This window comes from Sphingomonas panacis (assembly GCF_001717955.1).
Lineage (GTDB): Bacteria > Pseudomonadota > Alphaproteobacteria > Sphingomonadales > Sphingomonadaceae > Sphingomonas > Sphingomonas panacis.
On the sequence record NZ_CP014168.1, the window covers coordinates 395,314 to 414,432 of the forward strand.

Genomic DNA, 19,119 nt, shown 5'->3' on the forward strand with positions numbered 1-19,119 from the left:
TAGGCCGGCGCAACATTGTTATGCCGTTGCTAAAGAGTATCTAAACGGTCTATCCAGACGATGGCCGCATTTGAAAATGAACGGAACTTAGGAGAGCGACGCGTGAGAAAACCTATGATAGATCGTCTGCGCGGCGGCGAGTTCCTCGTCGGTACCTGGGCCAAGATCGCGGCGCTGGAAACCGTCGAGCTGCTCGGCCATGTCGGCTTCGACTTCGCGGTGATCGACATGGAGCATGCTCCGCACAGTTTCCAGAGCGCATACAGCGCGATCGCGCACGCGCAGGCGAGCGGCATGTCCGCGCTGATCCGGGCGCCCGATCGCAGCGGCAGCGCGATTCAGCGCATTCTCGACGCGGGTGCTGACGGCATTCTCGTGCCACGCGTCGAGACGCCAGAACAGGCTGCCGAAGCGACCGCGTCCATGGCGTTTCCGCCGATGGGGCATCGCGGCATGGGCTATACCTCGCGTGCCGCGCGCTGGGGGTTGGACAGCGCCGCCGACTATCTCGCGCATGGCCGCGAGCATGTGCTGCGCGCAGTGCAGCTCGAGGACATCGGTTCGCTCGAAGCGATCGATGCGATCCTGGCGGCGCCCGCGCTTAACGGCGTGTTCATCGGCTTCGGCGATCTCGCGCTCAGCTCCGGCCTGCCCGGTTCACACCCGACGCTGCGCGCGCTGGAGACCAAGGTGCTCGCCGCCGCCAACGCGCGCGGCATTCCCTGCGGCACCGCCGTGCAGACTCCAGCGGATGCGCTGCGCTGCAAGCAGGTGGGCTATTCCTATTGCATGATCAGCGCCGACACATCGCTGTTCGCCAACGCCGCCAAGGCGTTGATCGGCGACACGCGCGCCGCGCTCGCCGAATGAGCGCGGTTCGAATCGGCAACGATCAACCCGTGTCGGGCGCCCGCGCGGTGATGCGGCTGGAGGACTAGGTCTGTACGCAGCATCCAGCCAGGCCGCGCACAGCTCCGGCCAGCGCTATCTCGCCGAGAGTTTCGCCGTGTGCGGCGTCACGCACTTCTTCCACATGCCGCTCTTGTTGCCGCCGGCGATCAAGGCGATGCCGGCGCTCGGCGTGCAGCCGGTGGCGACGCACTCCGAGAAAGCCGCCGCTTATATGGCCGACGGCTATGCGCGGGCATCGGGCCGGCTGGGGGTGTGCGGCGCGCAGGCGATCGGCGCGGCCAACCTCGCCGCCGGGCTGCTCGATGCGCTGATGGCGCGTTCGCCGGTGCTCGCGTTGACCGGCGGTGGATCGACCGAAACGCGTGACCGCAACACCTATCAGGAGATCGATCAGCGCCCGATCTATGCTGGGCTGACCAAGTTTTCCGCCCGCGTCGATGCGGCGCATCGCCTGCCCGACCTGCTCAACCAAGCGATGCGCGCGGCGACCACCGGCACGCCGGGGCCGGTGCATCTGGAACTGGGCGGCTTCACCGGCGGAGTGCTCGACGGTGAGGCGGTGTCGATCCACCGCCCTGATCCGCGCTTCGCCATCGCCCCGGCGCTGCGGTTCCCGGCCGATGCGGCCGACGTCTCCCGCGCCGCCGACCGGATCGCGCACGCGCGCCGTCCGATCGTCATCGCCGGATCGGGCGTCCGCGCCGGCCGCGCCGAGGCGGCGCTCGCCCGCTTCGTCGAGCGTTGGCAGCTCCCGCTGGCCACCTCACTCGACGCCAAGGCGGCGTTGCCCGACGCGCATCCGCTCAACGCCGGCGTGACCGGCAATTACGCCCGCGACACCGCCAACATGGCCGTCGCCGAAGCTGACCTGATCGTGTTCGCCGGCTCGACCACGGGCAGTATGGCGACGAGTGACTGGAACGTGGCGCGTCCCGGCACGCCCACGATCCAGATCGACATCGATCCGCGTGAACTGGGTCGGAATTTCCCGCTCGATGTCGGCCTTGCCGGCGATCCGGCGACGGTGCTTGACCAGCTCGCGGACGTGGCGCGCACCACCAATCGGAGCGCCTGGCACGATCGCATCGCAGCTCTCAAACTCCAGTGGCGCATAATGGCCGAGGCCGACGAGCGATCCGATGCGCTGCCGATCGCGCCACAACGGCTGTGCCGCGACCTTTCGGAGAGCTTGCCCGAAGGCGCGCTGGTGGTGGTCGATACCGGCCATTCGGGCACCTGGGCGGCGCGCAACCTCTATCTCGACCGACCGGGGCAAGGGCTGCTGCGCGCGGCGGGCTCGCTCGGCTGGTCGTATCCGGCGGCGCTGGGCGCGAAATGCGCGCAGCCGGACCGACCAGTGGTGTGCTTCAACGGCGACGGCGCTTTCCTCTACCATTTCGCCGAGATGGAAACCGCGATGCGCTACGGGATCAACACCGTCACGATCGTCAACAACAATCAGGGCTTCAGCCAGGAACGACCGGTGTGGCGGGAAAGCGCCGCGCTCGACGAGAACTGGCGCTTCTCGCCAGTGTCTTACACACGCGTGGCCAAAGGGTTCGGGCTCAAAACCTATCATGTCGAGAAGCCTGCCGATCTGCGTCCGGCGCTGCGCGCCGCGCTGGCCGAGCACCGCCCGACGCTTATCGAAGTGATGAGCGACCACCAGATCACCTGCCCGCCGCCGTGGAGACCCTGATGACGCGCATCCCCTACCCCGACCCCGACACGCTCTCCGCCGAAAAGCGCGAGGTGCTGAGCGGTGCGTCGGGGCGTGTCCTCAACGTATCGAGGATGGCGATGCACGCGCCCGATCCGCTCTGGTCGGCGCAGCGTCGACTCGGGCGCGCGACGGTGTACGAGGCGACGCTCGACGCGCGGCTGCGCGAGCTGCTGATCCTGCGCGTCGCCTATCTGTCCAACTCCGAATACGAGCTGTTCCATCACCTGAGGATCGCCGAGACGGCGGGGGTTACGCCGGCGCAGGCCGACGCGATGCGCACCGGCGACCTGTCCGCGTTGACCCCCGACGAGCGCACGCTGACCGATTTCGTGACCGAAGTGGTGCGTGATGTATCGCCGAGCGACGCGACGCTGGCGGCGGCGCGCGCTGCGTTCGGGATTCCCTTGCTGTTTGAGATGCTGGTGCTGATCGGCGGGTATATGCTGACGGCGCGCGTCGCCGCGCTGGGCGGGGTCGAGTTGGATGCGGTGCCGGTTACGGGGTGGACGTCCTGACCGGCATCGGGCGGCTCGCCTCAGGATCGCGGAACGCCGCCACCAGCGGGGTCGGCAGCGCCGGCACCTCACCGGCCGGCGACTCGACGATATGATCGAACACGCCGCGCGCCGCGAAATCGGGGTCGACCATCGCTTCCTCGACCGAACGGACCAGCGAGCAACAGACGTCATGGCGCGCGAACACCGCCAGCCATTCGGCGGCGTCGCGCGCGCGCATCGCCGCGCCGACCGCTTCGGTGTCGGCGTCCTCGGCGATGCCGACCAGAGCGCAGAAGGTGCGCCAGAATTTGTCTTCGAGCGGCGCGGCGGCGATGTGCCGGCCATCGCGGGTCGGGTAGATCGCGTAGCGCGGCGACGCGCCGGTGATGAGGCTTTGCGACGGTTGCGGCGGCGCGCCCGCAGCGGTCGCCGCCAGCGCCCAGGACAGCAACGGGAAGACGTTGTCGGCCATCGCGATATCGAGATGCCGCCCCCGCCCGCTCGCGCCGCGCTCGATCAGCGCGAGCAGGATGTTGAGCAGCGCGGGATAGGTGCCGCCACCCAGATCAGCCATCGCGACCGGGGGCAGCATCGGCCTGCCGGCGGCGTCGGCGACCAGCGACAACACGCCCGCCTCGGCGAGATAGTTGATGTCGTGTCCGGCTTTCTGCGCGCGCACACCGCTCTGGCCGTAGCCGGTGATCGAGCAATAGATGATGCGCGGGTTGCGCTCGGCAACCGCCTCATAACCGAGCCCGAGCCGCGCCATCACGCCGGGCCGAAATTGCTCGACGACGATATCCGCGCCGTCGATCAACGCAAGCGCGGTATCGCGGTCGGCAGGTGCCTTCAGGTCGAGGAACAGGCTTTGCTTGCCGCGATTGAGCATCGCGAACTGCCAGCTATCCCCGCCGAGCCGGGGCGCGAAACCGCGTAGATCGTCGCCATCGCCCTTACGCTCGATCTTGATAACGGTGGCACCCGCCTCGGCGAGCAGAAGCGTGGCGATCGGGCCTGGAATGAGCGTCGAAAAATCGACGACGCGGATGCCGGCGAGCGGCCGGTGGACGGGTTCAAGCATCGCGCCCACCGATCTTCGCGCCCGCGCCGGACGGGAAGCGCCAGTTGACCACGGTCGCCGTAGCCGAGATCGCGCAAACAACCGCGAATGCTATCGTGAAATCGCCGAATGCGGGGATGCGCCGCCCCCCCGCCGTCATCGCGCCATGCAGCACGACGGCGGCGAGGCTTACGCCGACCGAGAGCAGCAATTGCTGGAAGGTGGTGTGGAAGCTGGTTGCCGCGCTCATCCGTTCGGGCGGTATCTCCTCATAGACGAGGACGTTGTACGCCGAGAACTGGAACGACATGGCGACCCCGCTCACGAACAGGATCGCCACCATCGACCCCCACGGCCAACCCGGCCGGAACAGCCCGGCCGCCGCGTAACCGGCGCTCGCAAGTACGCCGTTGACGAGCAGCGCGGTGCGGAACCCCGCGCGCTTGAGCACCGGCGCTGCGAACAGCTTGGTGACGAGCGCCCCGGCCGCGGTGGCGAGCACGATCGTGCCCGCCGCCGCCGCGCTCATGCCGAAGCCGAGCTGGAACATCAGTGGCAACAGATACGGCTGCGCGCCCTGCGTGATGCGGGTCAGCGATCCACCCACCAGCGACAGGCGGAACTGGCGCAGGCCGAGCAACCGCATGTCGAGAATCGGATGTTCACGCGTGCGGGCGTGACGCAAATAGGCCGCGCCGAACGTGGCGCCCACCAGCAGCAGCATCGCAGCAAGCGCGGCTTCGCCATCACGCGTCGCCGCTTGCAGGCCGAACAGCAGCAACGCGATCGACAGACTCGACAGCATGAACCCGGCGAGATCCAGCCGCGCCCGGTGTGGCGCGCGGTGCTGATCGAACAGCAGCGACACCAGCATCACGGCGGCGAGCCCGATCGGCAGGTTGATGTAGAAGATCCAGCGCCAGCCGACATAAGTGACGAGGAACCCGCCCAGCGGCGGTCCGAGGATGGGGCCGAGAGTCGAAGGCAGGATCAGCCACGAATTGGCCGAGACCATCTGGTGGCGCGGCGCCGAGCGCAACACGACCAGCCGGGCGATCGGGTTCATCATCGCGCCCGCCATGCCCTGAACGAAGCGCGCCGCGATCATCCCGTCGATCGACGGCGCGGCGGCGCAGACCAGCGAACTTGCCATGAACAAAAGGATCGCCGCCTGGAACACGGTTCGGGATCCGAACCGGTCGGCGAGCCGACCGCTCAGCGGGATAAAGATCGCGAGCGACAGCAGATAGGCGGTGATAAGCGCGCTCAGGTTGGTGGCCGGAACCCCGAAATCGCGCGCGATCGTCGGGAGTGCCGAGACCAGCGCGGTGGCGTCGATCGTCTCCATCGTCAGCGCGAGCGCGGCGACCACGGCGATGATCCGGTAGTTGCGCGGCGGTCGCGCCGCCGCCGGCGCGATCAGGCCGCTTTCGGCATTCACGCAGGCTCACCCGCCGCATGAGCGCGCTGCCACTTGGTCGCTTCGGCCGCTTCCACGCCGCGCGCGCACAGCCACAGCGCAAGCGTCGCGATCGGCACCGCGATCAACCCGCATTGAACGCCGGTGGCGAGATCTCCGGTCAGCGCGGAGATCTTGCCGACGAGGTACGGACCCAGCCCCGAGCCGATCATTGTCGAGGCGAGGAAATAGGTGGTGGTGGCGGTGCCGCGCATCCGCGGCAGGACAAGCTCCTGGATCGTCGCTGCGCCCGCCGCAAGCCAGCAATTGCCGAGGAACGCGACCGGCGCGTTGCACAGGAAGAACAGCCAGGGCGTGTGCGTGTGGCACATGACGAGGATGAACGGCGCGGGCAGGACCGTCGCGCCGATGCCCACCCAGATGCGGCCCCGCTGGCTGTACTTGAGCAGCATGTCGGAGAGTTTGCCGCCGACGATCACGCCCAGCACACCGGCGATGGCGGTGGTCGCACCGAGGATCAGCCCGATCGACGCCTTGTCGACCGCCATGCCGCGCAGCGCCAGCGGCGCGACCCAGAAGCCCATGATGATGTTGACCATCGACACGCTGCCGAAGCCGATCATCGCCATCAGGAAGGTCGGCGTGCCCCAGGTGAGTGCGAACGTGGGCTTGTCGCGGTGCTTCATCGACTGCGCGGAGGAAAAAGCGGCGTAATACCCGACCGCGATCGTCCACCATTGCATCGCGTCGCCGGTCAGGCGGGTCAACAGAACCGCGCAGGCGGTGGCGAGCAGCGCGACCGTGAGGTTCCACAGCAACGGCCCGCGCCCCGAACGCGCCGCCTGGAGCAGCGTCAGCGGCGGGATGACGCTGGCGACATCGCCAAAGAAGCGCGGCCAGATATTGGTCTCGGCCGGCCGGGTGATTCCGTCGCTCAGCCCCCGGCGTGGTTCGCGCAAGGTCCATACCCAGACCGCGAGCAGCAGCCCGGGCAGGCCGACACCGACGAACGCGACCTGCCAGCCGAGCAGGCCGAACGGCTTCTCGCCCGGAAACGCCGCCTGCCAACGGCTCGCGACCGTCCCGCCGACCGCGAGCGCGAGGCCTTGGCCGAGATACAGCCCGCCGATGAAAAGGCCGAGCGCGGTCGCGCGGCGTTTTTTGGTGAACCAGTCGGAGGTGAGCGAAAACCCGGCCGGACTCGCGGTCGCCTCGCCAATGCCGACGCCGATGCGCGAGCCGACGAGCTGGACCATGTTCGCCGAGAGGCCGCAGATCACCGTCATCGCCGACCACATCGCCAGCCCGATCGCGAGCAGCTTGGTGCGCCGCCAGCGGTCTATCAGCCGCCCCATCGGATAGCCGAACAGCGCGTAGAACACGCCGAACGCGGTGCCGTGGAGGAAGCCGAGCTGGCTGTCAGACATCGCGAAGGTATGTTTGATGTCCTCCGCGAGGATCGACAGGATCGTGCGATCCATCGCATTGAACGTGTACACGACGACCAGCACGAACAGCACGTACCAGGCGTAGGGGCTGTCCGGCCGTTCCTCGCGCGGCGGCGCGACGATGCCCGCCGGGACCACGTTCGCCGCCATGGCGACGGCGGTCATGCGGTCGTTTCCAGCGCCCTTGCCGGCTTGAGCGGCGCGCGCTCGATCGTCGGCGCGTGGAACACCGGCATCGCAATGCCCTCCATCCGCGCTTTTAGCTGGAGCGCCAGGTGAAGCGAATGGAACCGCGACTGGGCGAGGTTGCCGCCGTGGAACCACAATCCCTCCTGTGCAGTGGGCTTCCACATGTTGCGCAACTCGCCCTCCCAAGGGCCGGGGTCCATCGCCGTGGCCGAACCAAGGCCCCAGCAGGGGCCGATCCGGTCGGCGACTTCCTTCGATATCAGCATCTCCGCCCAGCCGTTCATCGGGCCGTAGCCGGTCGCATAAACGATGACGTCGGCGGGCAGCCGCTCGCCGCTCGACAGAATGACGGCATTGCCCTCGATCCCGGCGACGCCCACGCCGCTGCGCAACTTGATCTCGCCGTCGGCGATCAGGTCGGACGCGCCGACATCGATATAATAGCCCGAGGCGCGGCGCGGATATTTGCCGGCGATGCCGGTATCGTCCTCGGCGAAATCGAGCAGGAAGCCGCGTGCGCGCAGCCGATCGTAGACTGGCGCATCGGCATCCTGGATGGCGAGGCAGGTGCGCTGGTCCTGCGGCTCGCGCGCGCGGAACGGCATCGAGTTGACGAGCAGATCGGCATCTTCGGTGGAGAGGCCGGATTCGACCGCGTGTTCCGAATAATAGCCGGCATCCTGAAGCCGACGCAGCGCGGTCGCCTTGATGACGGTCGTCGGCGAGCGCTGGATCATGGTGACGTCGGCACCATTCTCCCACAGATCGGCGGCGATATCGTGCGCGGAATTGTTGGCGCCGATCACGACGCAACGCTTGCCCGCGAACGCGGCACCGCCGGGATGATCGCTCGAATGGAACTGCGTGCCCTGGAAGGTTTCCGCGCCCGGTATCGCCGGCACGGTCTTGATTCCCGAGAGGCCGGTGGCGAGAACGAGCTGGCGCGGGCGCAGCGTGATCGTCTCGCCGCCGCGCTCGACGATCACCGTCCAGCAGCGCGCCTGCGCGTCGTAGCTCGCGCCACGACAGGTCGTGGAACTCCAGATGTCGAGTTCCATCACCTTGGCATAGGCTTCCAGCCAATCGCCCATCTTGTCCTTGGGGGTATAAACCGGCCAGTGATCGGGAAACGGCAGGTACGGCAGGTGATCGATCCAGACCGGATCGTGCAGGCACAGCGACTTGTAGCGGCTGCGCCACGAATCGCCGGGCCGCTCCAGCGCGTCGATGATCAGCGTCGGCACGTCGAGCCGCTTGAGTCGCGCGCCGAGCGCGAGGCCGCCTTGGCCGCCGCCGATGATGAGGCAGTACGGCTGCACCGAATGGCCGAGCGTGGCGGCGGTCGCATCGCGCTCGTCGGTCCAGGTCCGGCGCGCCTTGGTGGCCTTGTGGATCGCCCCCTCGATCCGGCTGCGGCCGGCCGGCTCCTCGAATTCGGTGAGCGCCTGCGCCGCCGTCAGCAAGGTCCAGCAGGCGCCATCGCGCAGCCGGACATAGGCGCGGCCACGAAGGTCGCGTGTGGTGAAATCAAACCAGCCGTCGAGCTGCTGCGCGGTGGCGGATTCGACCCTGACCGCACCGATTGTGACCGGCCCGATCTTCGCCGCCTGCGCGCCCACCAGCGCGGCGACGCCGCTCCGCCCTTCGACGGTGACGATGTTCCACGAGATTGCGACGAGATCGCGCCAGTAGCTTTCGTCGTCCGCGAACAGCGCCCCGACACCGTCGGCATCGGCGGCGTTGAACGCGGCGGCGAAGGCCGCCGTCCAGGCGTTCAGCGCATCGGTGTTCGAACCGGTCGCGGCGGCCCCTACAGGGCCTTCTGGTATCGCCATGCGCTTCAACTTCCCCTCCTAGAATCTCACGTCGAGCGCCGCGCCCCAGGACGAGAACGCCTCATAAGGAACGACCTGCTCCAGCCCCGGATTGTTCGTGACGAGACGCGACACGAACCGTTGCCCGAAGATGTTCTTGCCGATCGCGCTGAGTTTCCAGCGATTGTCGTCGGCGCGGATACCGAGTGTCAGATCGACCGTATTGTAGCCGGGCGCCTGAGTCGCCGGATTGGCGCCGACGCCATATTGCACCGCCGACTGATAATAATAATGCAGTTGCCCGAAGGCGTTGAGCCGCTCGCTGACAGGCCGATCGTAGCCGGCGAAGGCGTTGAGCTTCCATTCCGGGTTTCCGACGGTGCGCAGCCCGTTGACCGACTGAACCGACGCGGTCGAGCCGACCGACGGCGGCGCGCACACCCCCGGCGTCGATGTCGGCGTCGGGTTGCGCGGCTGGAGCGCATAACAAGGCGCGTTGGCGAAATCGGTGTATTTGGTGTCGTTCCAGGTGATGTCGCCATTGAGCGAGAAGCCTTGCAGCGCACCACGCGGGTTGAACGCGAATTCGGCCTCGATGCCCTTTGCGACGATCTCGCCGGCGTTGATGATCGTGTAGCTCAGGCCGTTGCCGCCGGTACCGGGCAGCGCGGCGGTGATCTGGAAATCCTTGTACGGCGCGTAATAGCCGGTGAGATTGAACGTGACCTGTCGGTCGAAGAACTGGCTACGCATGCCGATCTCGTAGGAATGCGCGATCTCCGGCTTCACGATCGAACGGGTCTGCGCGAAAATGACCGGCGTCAGATCGGACGCGAAGTTGAAGCCCGGCCCCTTATAGGCGCGGCTCGCGGTGGCGTAGAACATGATGTCCTTGCTCGCCTTGAACTGCGCGCCCCCGCGCCACGAGAAATCGTCGTACGTGATGGAGGATGCCACCGACAACGGCGTATAGCCCGCCACTGTCTGGCCGGGGATGTAGATGCTGGTGTCCGCGCCGCCCTCCGCTGCCGCGCCGTCGCGCGGCAGCGTGCGGTTGAACGTGCCATAGCTCACCTCGTGCGACAGCCGCGCGCCGCCGATCAGCGTCACCGGGCCGATATCGTAATTGAGATCGGCAAAAGCGGCATAGTTCTTGGTGTTCATCGTCGAGACCGGAAAGCGGCCGGTGGCGAAGTACGGTCCCGGCAAGCTCGGCACGTTGCGCGCGGTCTGCTCGAACGAACTGTTGTTGACGTCTAGGTTATAATAAAACAGCCCGAGCGTGTATTTGAACGCGTTGCCGCTGCCATTTGCGAGGCGAAGCTCGCTGGTGAACTGATCGGTATCGGACTTGTAGTGCAGATAGGTGGTGAAGCTGCCCGGCTCGCTCGCGCTGTAATCATATTCGCTGACCTGGCTCGACCGGATGTGGCGATAGCCGGTGATCGACGTCAGCGTGACGTCGCCGAAATCCCAGTTGGATTCGACATGGTAGAATTCGGGCGTGACGAACCCGCCGATCGGCACTTCGGAACCGACCGCCTTGTTGAGCGGCCCCGGCACGATTCCCATGCTCGCGTTGATCTGCGCGATGGTGCGTGCGCCGGGGAGCGCGATGAAATCGTTGGGCATATAGGCGCGCGTCGTCTGGAGCACGCCATCGTTGGTGTTGCGGCTATATTCGGCGTTGGCATCGATCCGCCAGTTCGGCGTCACCTCGAGGGCGAGTCGCGCGCGCACGCCCCAATTGTGGAAGTCGCCGATATTGCCATCGGCCTGCTTGGGCGCGATGATATAGCCGTCGCGGCTGAAATCCCACGCGCTCAGGCGAAGCGCAACCTTGTCGCCGATCGGGAGGTTGACCGTGCCCTGCACACGGAACTCGTCGTTCTCGCCGTAGTACACACGACCGATCGCTTCGGTCTGGCCGAGCTTGGCCTTGTTGGTGACGACGCTGACCAGGCCGGCGGTCGCGCTCTTACCGAAGAGCGTGCCTTGCGGCCCGCGTAGTACCTCGACCCGCGCGACATCGACCGCATCAACGATAGCACCGGCGATTCGCCCGAGCGGAATGCCGTCGATCGCCACGCCGACCGACTGTTCGAGCGTATCGACGGTCGAATAGGTGCCGATGCCGCGCACCACGAATTGCAGATTGTTGGGGTTGGGCGCGGGCACGAAGACGATGCCTGGCGCGAGCGCCGCGAGGTTGGCGGTGTTGGTGATGTTGAGCGACTGGAATTTCTCTTCCGCCACCGCCGTGACCGCGACCGGCACGTCCTGTACGTTCTGCGCGCGCTTCGATGCCGTGACGATGATGTCCTGTTGCGTCGCCTCGCTGAGCGGCGCGGCAGGCGCACCCGTTTGCGGCGCCTCCTGCTGTGGCGCCCCATCGGCGGCGTGTGCCGTACCCGTCGCCAATGCCATCACGCATGTGCCAATCAGAAGTTTCTTCAACATCGCCCTCTCCCGTGTGTCAGGCGTGCGCCGTCCCAGCCGCATCGTTCGATGTGGCGCTATGGCAGGGCCGCCAGCGTGTTTTGGCGAACGGTCGATGCCGTCCGGCTCGGTATGCGCGCCCCATCGGGGTTCGGCGGGTTAAGACTGGCGCAATCCAGGTGAACGAAAAAATACGAATTTTCGGGTCGGTATATCTTTTTGCGATCATGTGCCGGGCTGCGGAATCGCGAACACGCCGTTGCCGCGCGCGACGATACCCTTGGGGCCGACGAGGATCGCATCGCTGAACGCGAGCCGTCGCGTCCGTCGCAGCAGCCGCGCGCGGCTCTCCAGCCAGTCGCCGGCGACCGCGCCGCGCAGGAAATCGACCGTCATCGATACCGTCGGTGCACCCTGGGTACCCGTGGCGGCGAGGACGTTGCGGCCCATTGCGATATCGAGCAGCGTGGCGATGAAGCCGCCATGGCCGCCGCCGAGGAAATTGCAATTCGCCGGCAGCACCCGACAGCCGATCCGCACCAGTTCCTCTTCGCTCGGCGTAAAGGCGGTCGCACGGAAGATCCGCGTGTTCGCGGCCTCGAACGGATCGTCGTGTTCCCAGACTTGCCAGCCTGCATCCGGCGGCATCGCCGCGGGTGTCGTGTCCATTACGGCTCTCCTCGATATGTCGCTTTGCATTTTGGTACCGGTATCTTTAGAGCTTGCCTAGTCCGAGCCGGATCGCGCTGACGAATGGTGTGCCGGACAAGGAGGAGGATCAGACACATGGCCATCAACGACTCGATCGAGATCATCGACGCGCAAATCCATGAGCCGGTGCCGCAAACCGCGATTCCGGGCATCGATCCCGTCGCCGCCGCCGCCATCAATGTCGAACTGGCGCGCGAGGCGATGGACGCAGCCGGCATCGATATCGCGCTGGCCGTGACCGGGGAGCCGTTCATCACCGCCGCGCGGAACCTCTACCCGGAACGGTTCGCGGGTGTGGTGACGTTCGATCATGCGCATCCCGATCTCGTCGCCGACGTCGCGCGGGTGCGCGCGCTCCCGGGCGTGATCGCCGGGCGAGCGCTGGTCGGCGACTGGCGCGACGCGACGTTGCGCCCCGCGTTCGAGGAGGGGGCGTTCGACCCGATCTTCGCCGCCGCCGAGCAGGTCGGCCTGCCGATCTTCGTCTCGACTCACGGCTGGGCCAAGGCAATGGAGGCGGTCGCGGTGCGCCACCCCGCCCTGACGCTCATCATCGACCATATCGGCGTCAGTCAGCACCCGGTCTCGCCGCCCAACGACGATCCGTGGGGGCGCTTCCCGGATCTGCTCGCACTGGCGAAATATCCCAATGTGTACGTCAAGCTGTGCGGCGCGCCACTGCTCTCCGAACAGGCGTATCCGTTCGCGGATGTATGGCCCAAGCTCGACCAACTTTTTGACGCGTTCGGGTTCGATCGCGTGATGTGGGGCAGCGACTATACGCGGATGCGCCAGGCCGACCTGCCGCGTGGCGCGCGGCCGCGCCGGCGCGGGCTGAGCTATGCCGACAGTCTGCGCTATCTGCTCGACAGCGACCGCATCGGCGATGCCGACAAGCGCAAGCTGTTCGGTGAGACGCTCCGCCGCGTGCTCACCTTCCCCGCCGGCTGACCGTTAGCGATCGAAGTAGAAAGCGTAGGTGTTGCGCGAAATCGCGGCGCGCACCGCATCGTCGGGGAGCCAATATTCATATTGGCGGATCGTGTCAGCGTAGGCGACCTTGCCCTCCATCCCGACGAACGGTGCGTCGCTGCCCCAGAACAGGCGCTCGGTACCGACCTGTTCGACATACGCTTGCGCGAGCGCACGCGGCACGTCCTGATCGGCGCGACGGAAGCCCGACGAGAGTTTCACCCACGCTCGCCCGCTTTGGCAGGCATCGACGCTGAGCGTGAAACCGGGGCAGTCGAGCCCGAACTGCTCTTCCGGCCAGCCGAAATGATCGATGACGATGGCGACCTCGCTCGGCGCGAGCGCGGCGAGCACCGGCGCCAGCCGCGCCGCCTCGACATTGACGTGAACGTGCATGCCGAGGTCGCGCAGCCGGTGGAACAACCGGACATAGGCGTCGGTGGTGAAATCCGGCAGCGGATCGACGTGGAAAAGCTGCAACCGGATGCCGACGATGCCCTCCGCGCGCATCCGCTCGAGATCATAGAAGCCGATGTCGGGATCAACGATCGCCGTACCCCGCAACCGGGGAAAGCGGCGCAGCGCGCGGATCGTGTAATCGTTGTACGTGCCGAACAGGCTCGCCGCCGCGATCACGCCGTATTGCACACCATTCGCGTCGAGCAGCGCGAGATACTCTTCGACCGGAAAGGCATAAGCCGGCCGCGCCCAGGCATGATTCGCGAAGGGCATGCCCGGCCCCCAGATATGCGCGTGCGAATCGACCAGCGGCGGGTTCGCCGACAGCGGCGCGGCTGGATCGAACTTGGACATCGGTGTCTCCCATCGGGCATCATATGTCCGCCGTCCTACCGGGCGGCCAAGCCGGCGCACAATCATGTCGCGACATCGTGCAGACGCGAAGCGAATAGCGGCGGTGCATAGCTGGCAGGCATCGCGGTATGACAAATCATGATCGGCCGGAGGGATTGCTGCGCGACTGGTTATACCCGTAAAGCTCCGCCTGAAGATCCCCGATCCGCTCGGGGCCGAAAACCCATCGTCCGGCGACGCCGCCCATCGGGGCGATCCCGGCCAGGAGACGATTATGTCCGCGCGATCCGCGAGCACGCTCACCACCCAAGAAGACGCCACGCTGCGCTTCACCCCGATCAACCCGCATTTCGGCGCGCGTGCGGAAGGGTTCGACCTGCGCGAACCGCTCACGCCCGCACAGATCGACGAACTGCGCAGGGCGATGGATCACTATGGCGTGCTGGTGTTGCCGGGCCAGGATTTGACCGATGAGGAGCAGGCGCGCTTCGCGCAGCAGTTCGGCACGATCGAGGACACGCCGACGCTGGTGGACCAGGAACGTCGCCGATTGGCGAACATGAAGATCAACGACATCTCCAACCTCGGCGCCGACGGCAAGATCCTGGCGGCGGACGATCGCCGGCGAATGTTCAACCTCGGCAACATGCTGTGGCATAGCGACAGCAGCTTCAAGGCGACGCCAGCCTATTGGTCGATGCTGCAGGCGCGCGTGATCCCGCCCGAAGGCGGCCAGACCGAATATGTCGATACGCGCGTCGCGTGGGACCATCTGCCCGAAGCGACCAAGGCGGTGGTGCGCGATCTGGTGGCGGAGCATTCGCTGATCTTCTCGCGCGCGCAACTCGGCTTCGACGCGTTCAGCGCGGCCGAGATCGCGCGGTGCAAGCCGGTGCCGCAGCGTCTCGTCCGGCGGCAGCCGGAAACGGGTCGGCTGGCCTTGTACCTGTCGGCGCATGCCGGCCGCATCCAGGGCTGGGAAGCACCCGAGGCGATGATGCTGATCCGCGAACTGACCGAGTTCGCGACGCAGCGCCAGTTCGTCTACACGCATCAGTGGAGCGTTCATGATCTGGTGATCTGGGACAATCGCGTCACGATGCACCGTGGCCTGCGCTACGACGACAAACGCTATCCGCGCGACCTGCGCCGGGTGACGCTCGAAGACGTCGCGCCGACGCTCGCACAGGCCGCCTGAGCCGCCGGGAAGCCGCTCTTCACGATCTTGATTTGAAAGACCGCGCAGCCCCGCTCGCGCGGATGGGGGAAGTGTGCCTTGACGAGCCGTACCGTAACCGAAGCTTTGGTGGCGCGCTTGCAAGCACGCGGGGTCGAACGGATTTTCGGCCTGCCTGGGGGAGAGTGTAATCTCGACTTCATCGCCGCCGCCGAAGCCGTCGGCATGCAGTTCGTGCTGACCCGCACCGAGACCGCCGCCGCGATGATGGCCTGCGTCACCGCCGAACTGACCGGCACGCCAGGCGTGGTCATGACGACGCGCGGCCCTGGCCTCGCCGCCGTCGCCAACGGGGTGGCCTATGCCGATCTCGACCGAGTCCCGCTGCTGGTGATCGCCGATGGCTATGAGGACGCGCAGGCGTATATCAGCCACCAACGCGTCGATCAGGCCGCGCTCCTCGCGCCGATGCTGCGCGCCGGCTCCAACCTGCGCGATGTCGAGCCAGTCGCCGAACTCGACCGGCTGCTCGCGGCGATGGAAGCGCATCCCAAGGGGCCGGCGTATCTCGAGGTCGCCGGCTCTTATATTCGCGGCGCCATCGGCGCGGTACCGGACGCGCCGCCCATCGCGGCGCCTCGCCGCGCCGACGACGATGCGATCGCGGTGGCGCGGCGATTGCTCGCGGCGGCGAAGCGGCCGATCCTGATCGCGGGGCTGCAGGCGCGCTCCCCGGCGGCGAGCGACGCGGTGCGCGCGTTCGTGGCGGCGACCGGCTGCCCCGCGCTCACCACCTACAAGGCGAAGGGTGTCGTCTCCGAGCACGAGCCGCTCGGGCTTGGCCTGTATGCCGGCGGCGTGGCGGAGGAGCCGATCCTGCGCTCCGCCGATCTCATCCTGCTCTATGGTTTCGATCCGGTAGAAGGCCCGCCGCAGCCGTGGCGCTATGCGGATATTCCGACCGTGGAACTCAGCGAGCATGCGCATGCGCACATGCTGATCGGACCCGACGCGCTGCTGATCGGCGACCTGCCCGCCGGGCTTGCCGCGCTGGCCGACGCGATGCCAGCCCCCGGCTGGAGCGCGGAGCAACTGGTCGCCGCCAAGACCCGGTTGTGGTCGGCGGCGCGTACCGCCAGCACCGGCGACGGCATCGCGCCTTCACGGCTGGTCGATGCCGCGATTGCGGCGCTGCCCACCGATAGCCGCATCACGATCGACGCCGGCGCGCACATGCTACCGGTGCTGCATCTCTGGCGGGCCGCCGAGCCAAACCGCTCGCTGATCTCGCGCGGGTTATCGACCATGGGGTTCGCGCTGCCCGCCGCGATCGCCGCGAGCCTGGCCGAGCCGGGCCGGACGACGGTTGCGTTCACCGGCGACGGCGGGCTGATGATGTGCCTCGGCGAACTGGGCACGGCGGTGCAATCGGGATCGAAGCCCATCGTGGTGGTGTTCAACGACGCCTCGCTGACGCTGATCGGCGAGAAGCAGAAGCGTAGGCAGATGGCGGCGGCGGGCGTCGATTTCACCCCCGCCGATTTCGCGCAGGCAGCGGATGCGTTCGGCTGGTGCGGCATTCGCGTCGCGCACGAGGCCGATCTCGCCGCCGCCTTCGCGCGGGCGCTGGCGGCCCCCGGCCCGGCGCTGATCGACGTCGCGATCGACCCGGCGCAATATGAGTCGATCATCGCCGCTATCCGCGGCTGAGCTCAGCCCGCGAGATAACCGCCATCGACCGGCAGCGTTACGCCGGTAACGAAGCGTGCCGCCTCCGAGGCGAGGAACACCGCCGCGCCGCCGACCTCGGCCGGATCGCCGATCCGCTTGAGCGGCGTGCGCAACATGATCGCCGCTTCGCGTGCTGCGGTCTTTTCCGCGTCGGGCACCAGCGGGGTTTCGACGAAGCCGGGCGCGATCGCGTTGACGCGGATGCCGTCGTCGCCCCATTCCACCGCCAGCGCCTTGGTAAACTGCATGACGCCGCCCTTCGACGCGGCATAAGCGGCGGCGTTGCCCGCCGCAACGAACGAGCGGATCGAGGCGAGATTGATGACGCACCCTCGCGTCTCACGAAGCTGACGATGAAAGGCGCGGCACATATTGAACGGCCCGCCGAGATTGATCGCCAGCGTGCGCTGCCAGTTCGCCACCGCGTCCGCATCAATAATCTTGCCGGGGCGGATGATGCCGGCATTGTTCACGAGGATCGCGACCGGGCCGATCTCGCCGGCGAGTGCCTCGCACGCCGCCGCATCGGACACGTCGAGAGCGCGGCCGCTGGCGTCCGCACCGATATCGCGCGCGGCGCGGGCAGCATCGTCGCCATTCAGATCGACGATGACGATCTGCGCGCCCGCGTCCGCAAGCGCCACCGCGATGGCCCGTCCGATACCCCGCGCGCCACCCGTGACCAGCGCGATCCGTCCGTTCAGGCTCATGCGTCTCTCCGTCTTCAAATTTCTTGTTACCGGTACCTGTTTCTCGTAAGCGGAGCAAGCGCGCGGCGTGACTTGGACGCCGCGATTCCTCACCACATCATGGAAGGGTATGAAGTGACCAACGAAACATATGAACGCGGCCTGGCGCTGCGCAAGGACGTGCTCGGCGAGGAATATGTCGCCCGTTCGTTCGCCAATGCCGACGATTTCAGCCGTCCTATGCAGGAGCTTTCGACCGAATATTGCTGGGGGAACGTCTGGAGCCGCGACGGGCTGTCGCGGCGCGACCGCAGCTTGCTCAACATCGGCATGATCAGCGCGCTCAACCGCCCCAACGAACTCAAGCTGCACGTCAAGGCGGCCCTCACCAACGGCCTGTCGCGCGACGAGATCCGCGAGGCGCTACTCCAGGTCGCCATCTATTGCGGCGTGCCGGCAGGACTCGATTCGACGCGCATCGCGCGCGAGGCGTTCGCCGAAATCGACGCGGGCAAGTGACCGCTCGGCGCCCGCCTGCCGGCGGGCGCCGTTACCGCGCCCGTGAGTGGCACCCGCCAGATGTCGCCGTGCGAAGCCTCGGTGATGTAGAGCGCACCGTCGTGGACGGTCATGTTGGTGGTGCCGGGGCCAGCGCCTTCGGACAATGCGATCCGGCCGATCACGCGCCCGGTCGAGCCGGCCACGCTGATCGTGCCGTCGCCGAAATTCGCCCACCACAGCCGGCCGCGCACATCGGCCATCATCCCGTCCGGCCCAACGCCGCTCTCGGTGCGCGCGAACACCCAGGACGTGAGATAGGGCGGCGCGCGATCGGCAGGCGGAAGGACGAGGATCGTCTTCTCGGCATAGAGGCCGACGTACAGCCGCGTGCCATCCGGAGACAGCGCCAGGCCGTTGGGAAAGGCGAGTCCGTCCGCTAAAATCTGTGGCTCGCCGCGCTCGCCCGGTGCGAGATACACCACCATGCCGGTGGGGCGTAGCGCGCTCGCGCCAGCGACGACTGTCATATAGAGGCCGCCCGCCTTGTCGAACACGAGATCGTTCGCGCCGACGATCGGCTTGCCTGCCACCGTGGCGGCGCGAACGGTGATCGATCGATCGTGCGGATCGAAGATCAGCAGCCCGCGCCTGGCATCGGCAATGAACAGCCGGCCATCGGGATGGAAGCGCGAGCCGTTGGGCATGCCGCCGGTATTGGCGACAATGCGACAGGCACCGCCCGCCACCTCGACAATGTTGCCGCCCTTGTAATCGACGCTCCACAAATGCCCGTTGGAATCGAAGTTCGGCCCTTCGAGGAAACCACCGCAATGGGCGTACAGCACCGGATGACAATTCCCGCAGAGATCGGCGAGCGAGTCGATCCGCCCCGCGGCACTGACGCCGGCTGCGATGAAAGCCAGGCTGCACGCGGTCGCACGCGCCGAATGCGCCATTGACACGGGCATTCTCCCCGAAAACCTTGTTACCGGTCCCTATAATGAGGCGCGAGACGGCGCGCAA

The 19,119-nt window shown here is 67.0% G+C and carries 16 protein-coding genes; 7 read left to right on the forward strand and 9 right to left on the reverse strand.

All coding sequences use genetic code 11. The annotated features are described in order from the left end of the window. The first annotated feature begins 114 nt into the window (after positions 1 to 114). From J0A91_RS01745 to J0A91_RS01755, 3 genes are all read left to right on the forward strand, one after another. Positions 115 to 870 (forward strand): HpcH/HpaI aldolase family protein, encoded by a 756-nt coding sequence (locus J0A91_RS01745; protein WP_069203471.1) that lies wholly within the window; start codon positions 115 to 117, stop codon positions 868 to 870. Positions 871 to 1,006: 136 nt separating this feature from the next. Continuing rightward, positions 1,007 to 2,611, forward strand: coding sequence for a thiamine pyrophosphate-binding protein (locus J0A91_RS01750; protein ID WP_083224440.1), 1,605 nt, complete (start codon positions 1,007 to 1,009; stop codon positions 2,609 to 2,611). Beyond that, the gene (locus tag J0A91_RS01755; protein WP_069203473.1) at positions 2,611 to 3,150 is read left to right on the forward strand and encodes a carboxymuconolactone decarboxylase family protein; all 540 of its coding nucleotides are present in this window, start codon (positions 2,611 to 2,613) and stop codon (positions 3,148 to 3,150) included. Before J0A91_RS01750 ends, J0A91_RS01755 begins: the two co-directional genes overlap by 1 nt. Here J0A91_RS01755 and J0A91_RS01760 read toward each other — a convergent pair. The 6 genes from J0A91_RS01760 to J0A91_RS01785 form a co-directional block, all read right to left on the reverse strand. Then, complete coding sequence (locus tag J0A91_RS01760; RefSeq protein WP_069206934.1) at positions 3,131 to 4,213, reverse strand: CaiB/BaiF CoA transferase family protein; 1,083 nt, start codon at positions 4,211 to 4,213, stop codon at positions 3,131 to 3,133. The genes J0A91_RS01755 and J0A91_RS01760 overlap by 20 nt on opposite strands. Continuing rightward, positions 4,206 to 5,633, reverse strand: a complete 1,428-nt coding sequence (locus tag J0A91_RS01765; protein ID WP_206364965.1) for a DHA2 family efflux MFS transporter permease subunit — start codon at positions 5,631 to 5,633, stop codon at positions 4,206 to 4,208. The genes J0A91_RS01760 and J0A91_RS01765 overlap by 8 nt, the downstream gene beginning before the upstream one ends. Then, the gene (locus J0A91_RS01770) at positions 5,630 to 7,225 is read right to left on the reverse strand and encodes a spinster family MFS transporter (protein ID WP_083224441.1); all 1,596 of its coding nucleotides are present in this window, start codon (positions 7,223 to 7,225) and stop codon (positions 5,630 to 5,632) included. The genes J0A91_RS01765 and J0A91_RS01770 overlap by 4 nt, the downstream gene beginning before the upstream one ends. Then, on the reverse strand, positions 7,222 to 9,084 hold the full coding sequence (locus J0A91_RS01775; RefSeq protein ID WP_083224442.1) for a flavin-containing monooxygenase: 1,863 nt from the start codon (positions 9,082 to 9,084) through the stop codon (positions 7,222 to 7,224). The genes J0A91_RS01770 and J0A91_RS01775 overlap by 4 nt, the downstream gene beginning before the upstream one ends. A gap of 18 nt (positions 9,085 to 9,102) precedes the next feature. Further along, the gene (locus J0A91_RS01780; RefSeq protein ID WP_169833065.1) at positions 9,103 to 11,523 is read right to left on the reverse strand and encodes a TonB-dependent receptor; all 2,421 of its coding nucleotides are present in this window, start codon (positions 11,521 to 11,523) and stop codon (positions 9,103 to 9,105) included. Positions 11,524 to 11,727: 204 nt separating this feature from the next. After that, positions 11,728 to 12,171 (reverse strand): PaaI family thioesterase, encoded by a 444-nt coding sequence (locus tag J0A91_RS01785; protein ID WP_069203475.1) that lies wholly within the window; start codon positions 12,169 to 12,171, stop codon positions 11,728 to 11,730. Positions 12,172 to 12,288: 117 nt separating this feature from the next. On the opposite strand from J0A91_RS01785, the gene J0A91_RS01790 reads away from it, so the two are divergent. Further along, positions 12,289 to 13,164 carry an amidohydrolase family protein gene (locus J0A91_RS01790; RefSeq protein WP_069203476.1) on the forward strand — a complete coding sequence of 292 codons (876 nt, stop codon included), beginning with the start codon at positions 12,289 to 12,291 and terminating at the stop codon, positions 13,162 to 13,164. A gap of 3 nt (positions 13,165 to 13,167) precedes the next feature. On the opposite strand, the gene J0A91_RS01795 is transcribed toward J0A91_RS01790, so the two are convergent. Further along, positions 13,168 to 13,998: an amidohydrolase family protein gene (locus J0A91_RS01795; RefSeq protein WP_069203477.1), complete on the reverse strand. Its 831-nt coding sequence runs from the start codon at positions 13,996 to 13,998 to the stop codon at positions 13,168 to 13,170. Between the two features lie 274 nt (positions 13,999 to 14,272). On the opposite strand from J0A91_RS01795, the gene J0A91_RS01800 reads away from it, so the two are divergent. Beyond that, positions 14,273 to 15,196 (forward strand): TauD/TfdA dioxygenase family protein, encoded by a 924-nt coding sequence (locus J0A91_RS01800; protein ID WP_083224446.1) that lies wholly within the window; start codon positions 14,273 to 14,275, stop codon positions 15,194 to 15,196. A 78-nt stretch (positions 15,197 to 15,274) separates the two neighbouring features. Next, entirely contained in the window at positions 15,275 to 16,885 is a 1,611-nt protein-coding gene (locus J0A91_RS01805; protein ID WP_083224447.1) for a thiamine pyrophosphate-binding protein, read from the forward strand. 2 nt (positions 16,886 to 16,887) lie between these two features. On the opposite strand, the gene J0A91_RS01810 is transcribed toward J0A91_RS01805, so the two are convergent. Next, entirely contained in the window at positions 16,888 to 17,616 is a 729-nt protein-coding gene (locus J0A91_RS01810; RefSeq protein WP_069203479.1) for an SDR family NAD(P)-dependent oxidoreductase, read from the reverse strand. 114 nt (positions 17,617 to 17,730) lie between these two features. Between J0A91_RS01810 and J0A91_RS01815 the strand changes: the two genes are divergently transcribed. Further along, positions 17,731 to 18,114 (forward strand): carboxymuconolactone decarboxylase family protein, encoded by a 384-nt coding sequence (locus tag J0A91_RS01815; RefSeq protein ID WP_069206939.1) that lies wholly within the window; start codon positions 17,731 to 17,733, stop codon positions 18,112 to 18,114. Here J0A91_RS01815 and J0A91_RS01820 read toward each other — a convergent pair. Then, positions 18,036 to 19,052 carry an SMP-30/gluconolactonase/LRE family protein gene (locus J0A91_RS01820; RefSeq protein ID WP_069203480.1) on the reverse strand — a complete coding sequence of 339 codons (1,017 nt, stop codon included), beginning with the start codon at positions 19,050 to 19,052 and terminating at the stop codon, positions 18,036 to 18,038. The two genes, J0A91_RS01815 and J0A91_RS01820, sit on opposite strands and share 79 nt — an antisense overlap. Positions 19,053 to 19,119 lie beyond the last annotated feature (67 nt).

Excerpts from the sequence above, each read along its gene's own strand:
- J0A91_RS01745 (WP_069203471.1), top strand. The coding sequence starts at position 115 with ATGATAGATCGTCTGCGCGGCGGCGAGTTCCTCGTCGGTACCTGGGCC.
- J0A91_RS01755 (WP_069203473.1), top strand. The coding sequence starts at position 2,611 with ATGACGCGCATCCCCTACCCCGACCCCGACACGCTCTCCGCCGAAAAG.
- J0A91_RS01760 (WP_069206934.1), bottom strand. The coding sequence starts at position 4,213 with ATGCTTGAACCCGTCCACCGGCCGCTCGCCGGCATCCGCGTCGTCGAT.
- J0A91_RS01770 (WP_083224441.1), bottom strand. The coding sequence starts at position 7,225 with ATGACCGCCGTCGCCATGGCGGCGAACGTGGTCCCGGCGGGCATCGTC.
- J0A91_RS01775 (WP_083224442.1), bottom strand. The coding sequence starts at position 9,084 with ATGGCGATACCAGAAGGCCCTGTAGGGGCCGCCGCGACCGGTTCGAAC.
- J0A91_RS01780 (WP_169833065.1), bottom strand. The coding sequence starts at position 11,523 with ATGTTGAAGAAACTTCTGATTGGCACATGCGTGATGGCATTGGCGACG.
- J0A91_RS01785 (WP_069203475.1), bottom strand. The coding sequence starts at position 12,171 with ATGGACACGACACCCGCGGCGATGCCGCCGGATGCAGGCTGGCAAGTC.
- J0A91_RS01790 (WP_069203476.1), top strand. The coding sequence starts at position 12,289 with ATGGCCATCAACGACTCGATCGAGATCATCGACGCGCAAATCCATGAG.
- J0A91_RS01795 (WP_069203477.1), bottom strand. The coding sequence starts at position 13,998 with ATGTCCAAGTTCGATCCAGCCGCGCCGCTGTCGGCGAACCCGCCGCTG.
- J0A91_RS01800 (WP_083224446.1), top strand. The coding sequence starts at position 14,273 with ATGTCCGCGCGATCCGCGAGCACGCTCACCACCCAAGAAGACGCCACG.
- J0A91_RS01810 (WP_069203479.1), bottom strand. The coding sequence starts at position 17,616 with ATGAGCCTGAACGGACGGATCGCGCTGGTCACGGGTGGCGCGCGGGGT.
- J0A91_RS01820 (WP_069203480.1), bottom strand. The coding sequence starts at position 19,052 with ATGGCGCATTCGGCGCGTGCGACCGCGTGCAGCCTGGCTTTCATCGCA.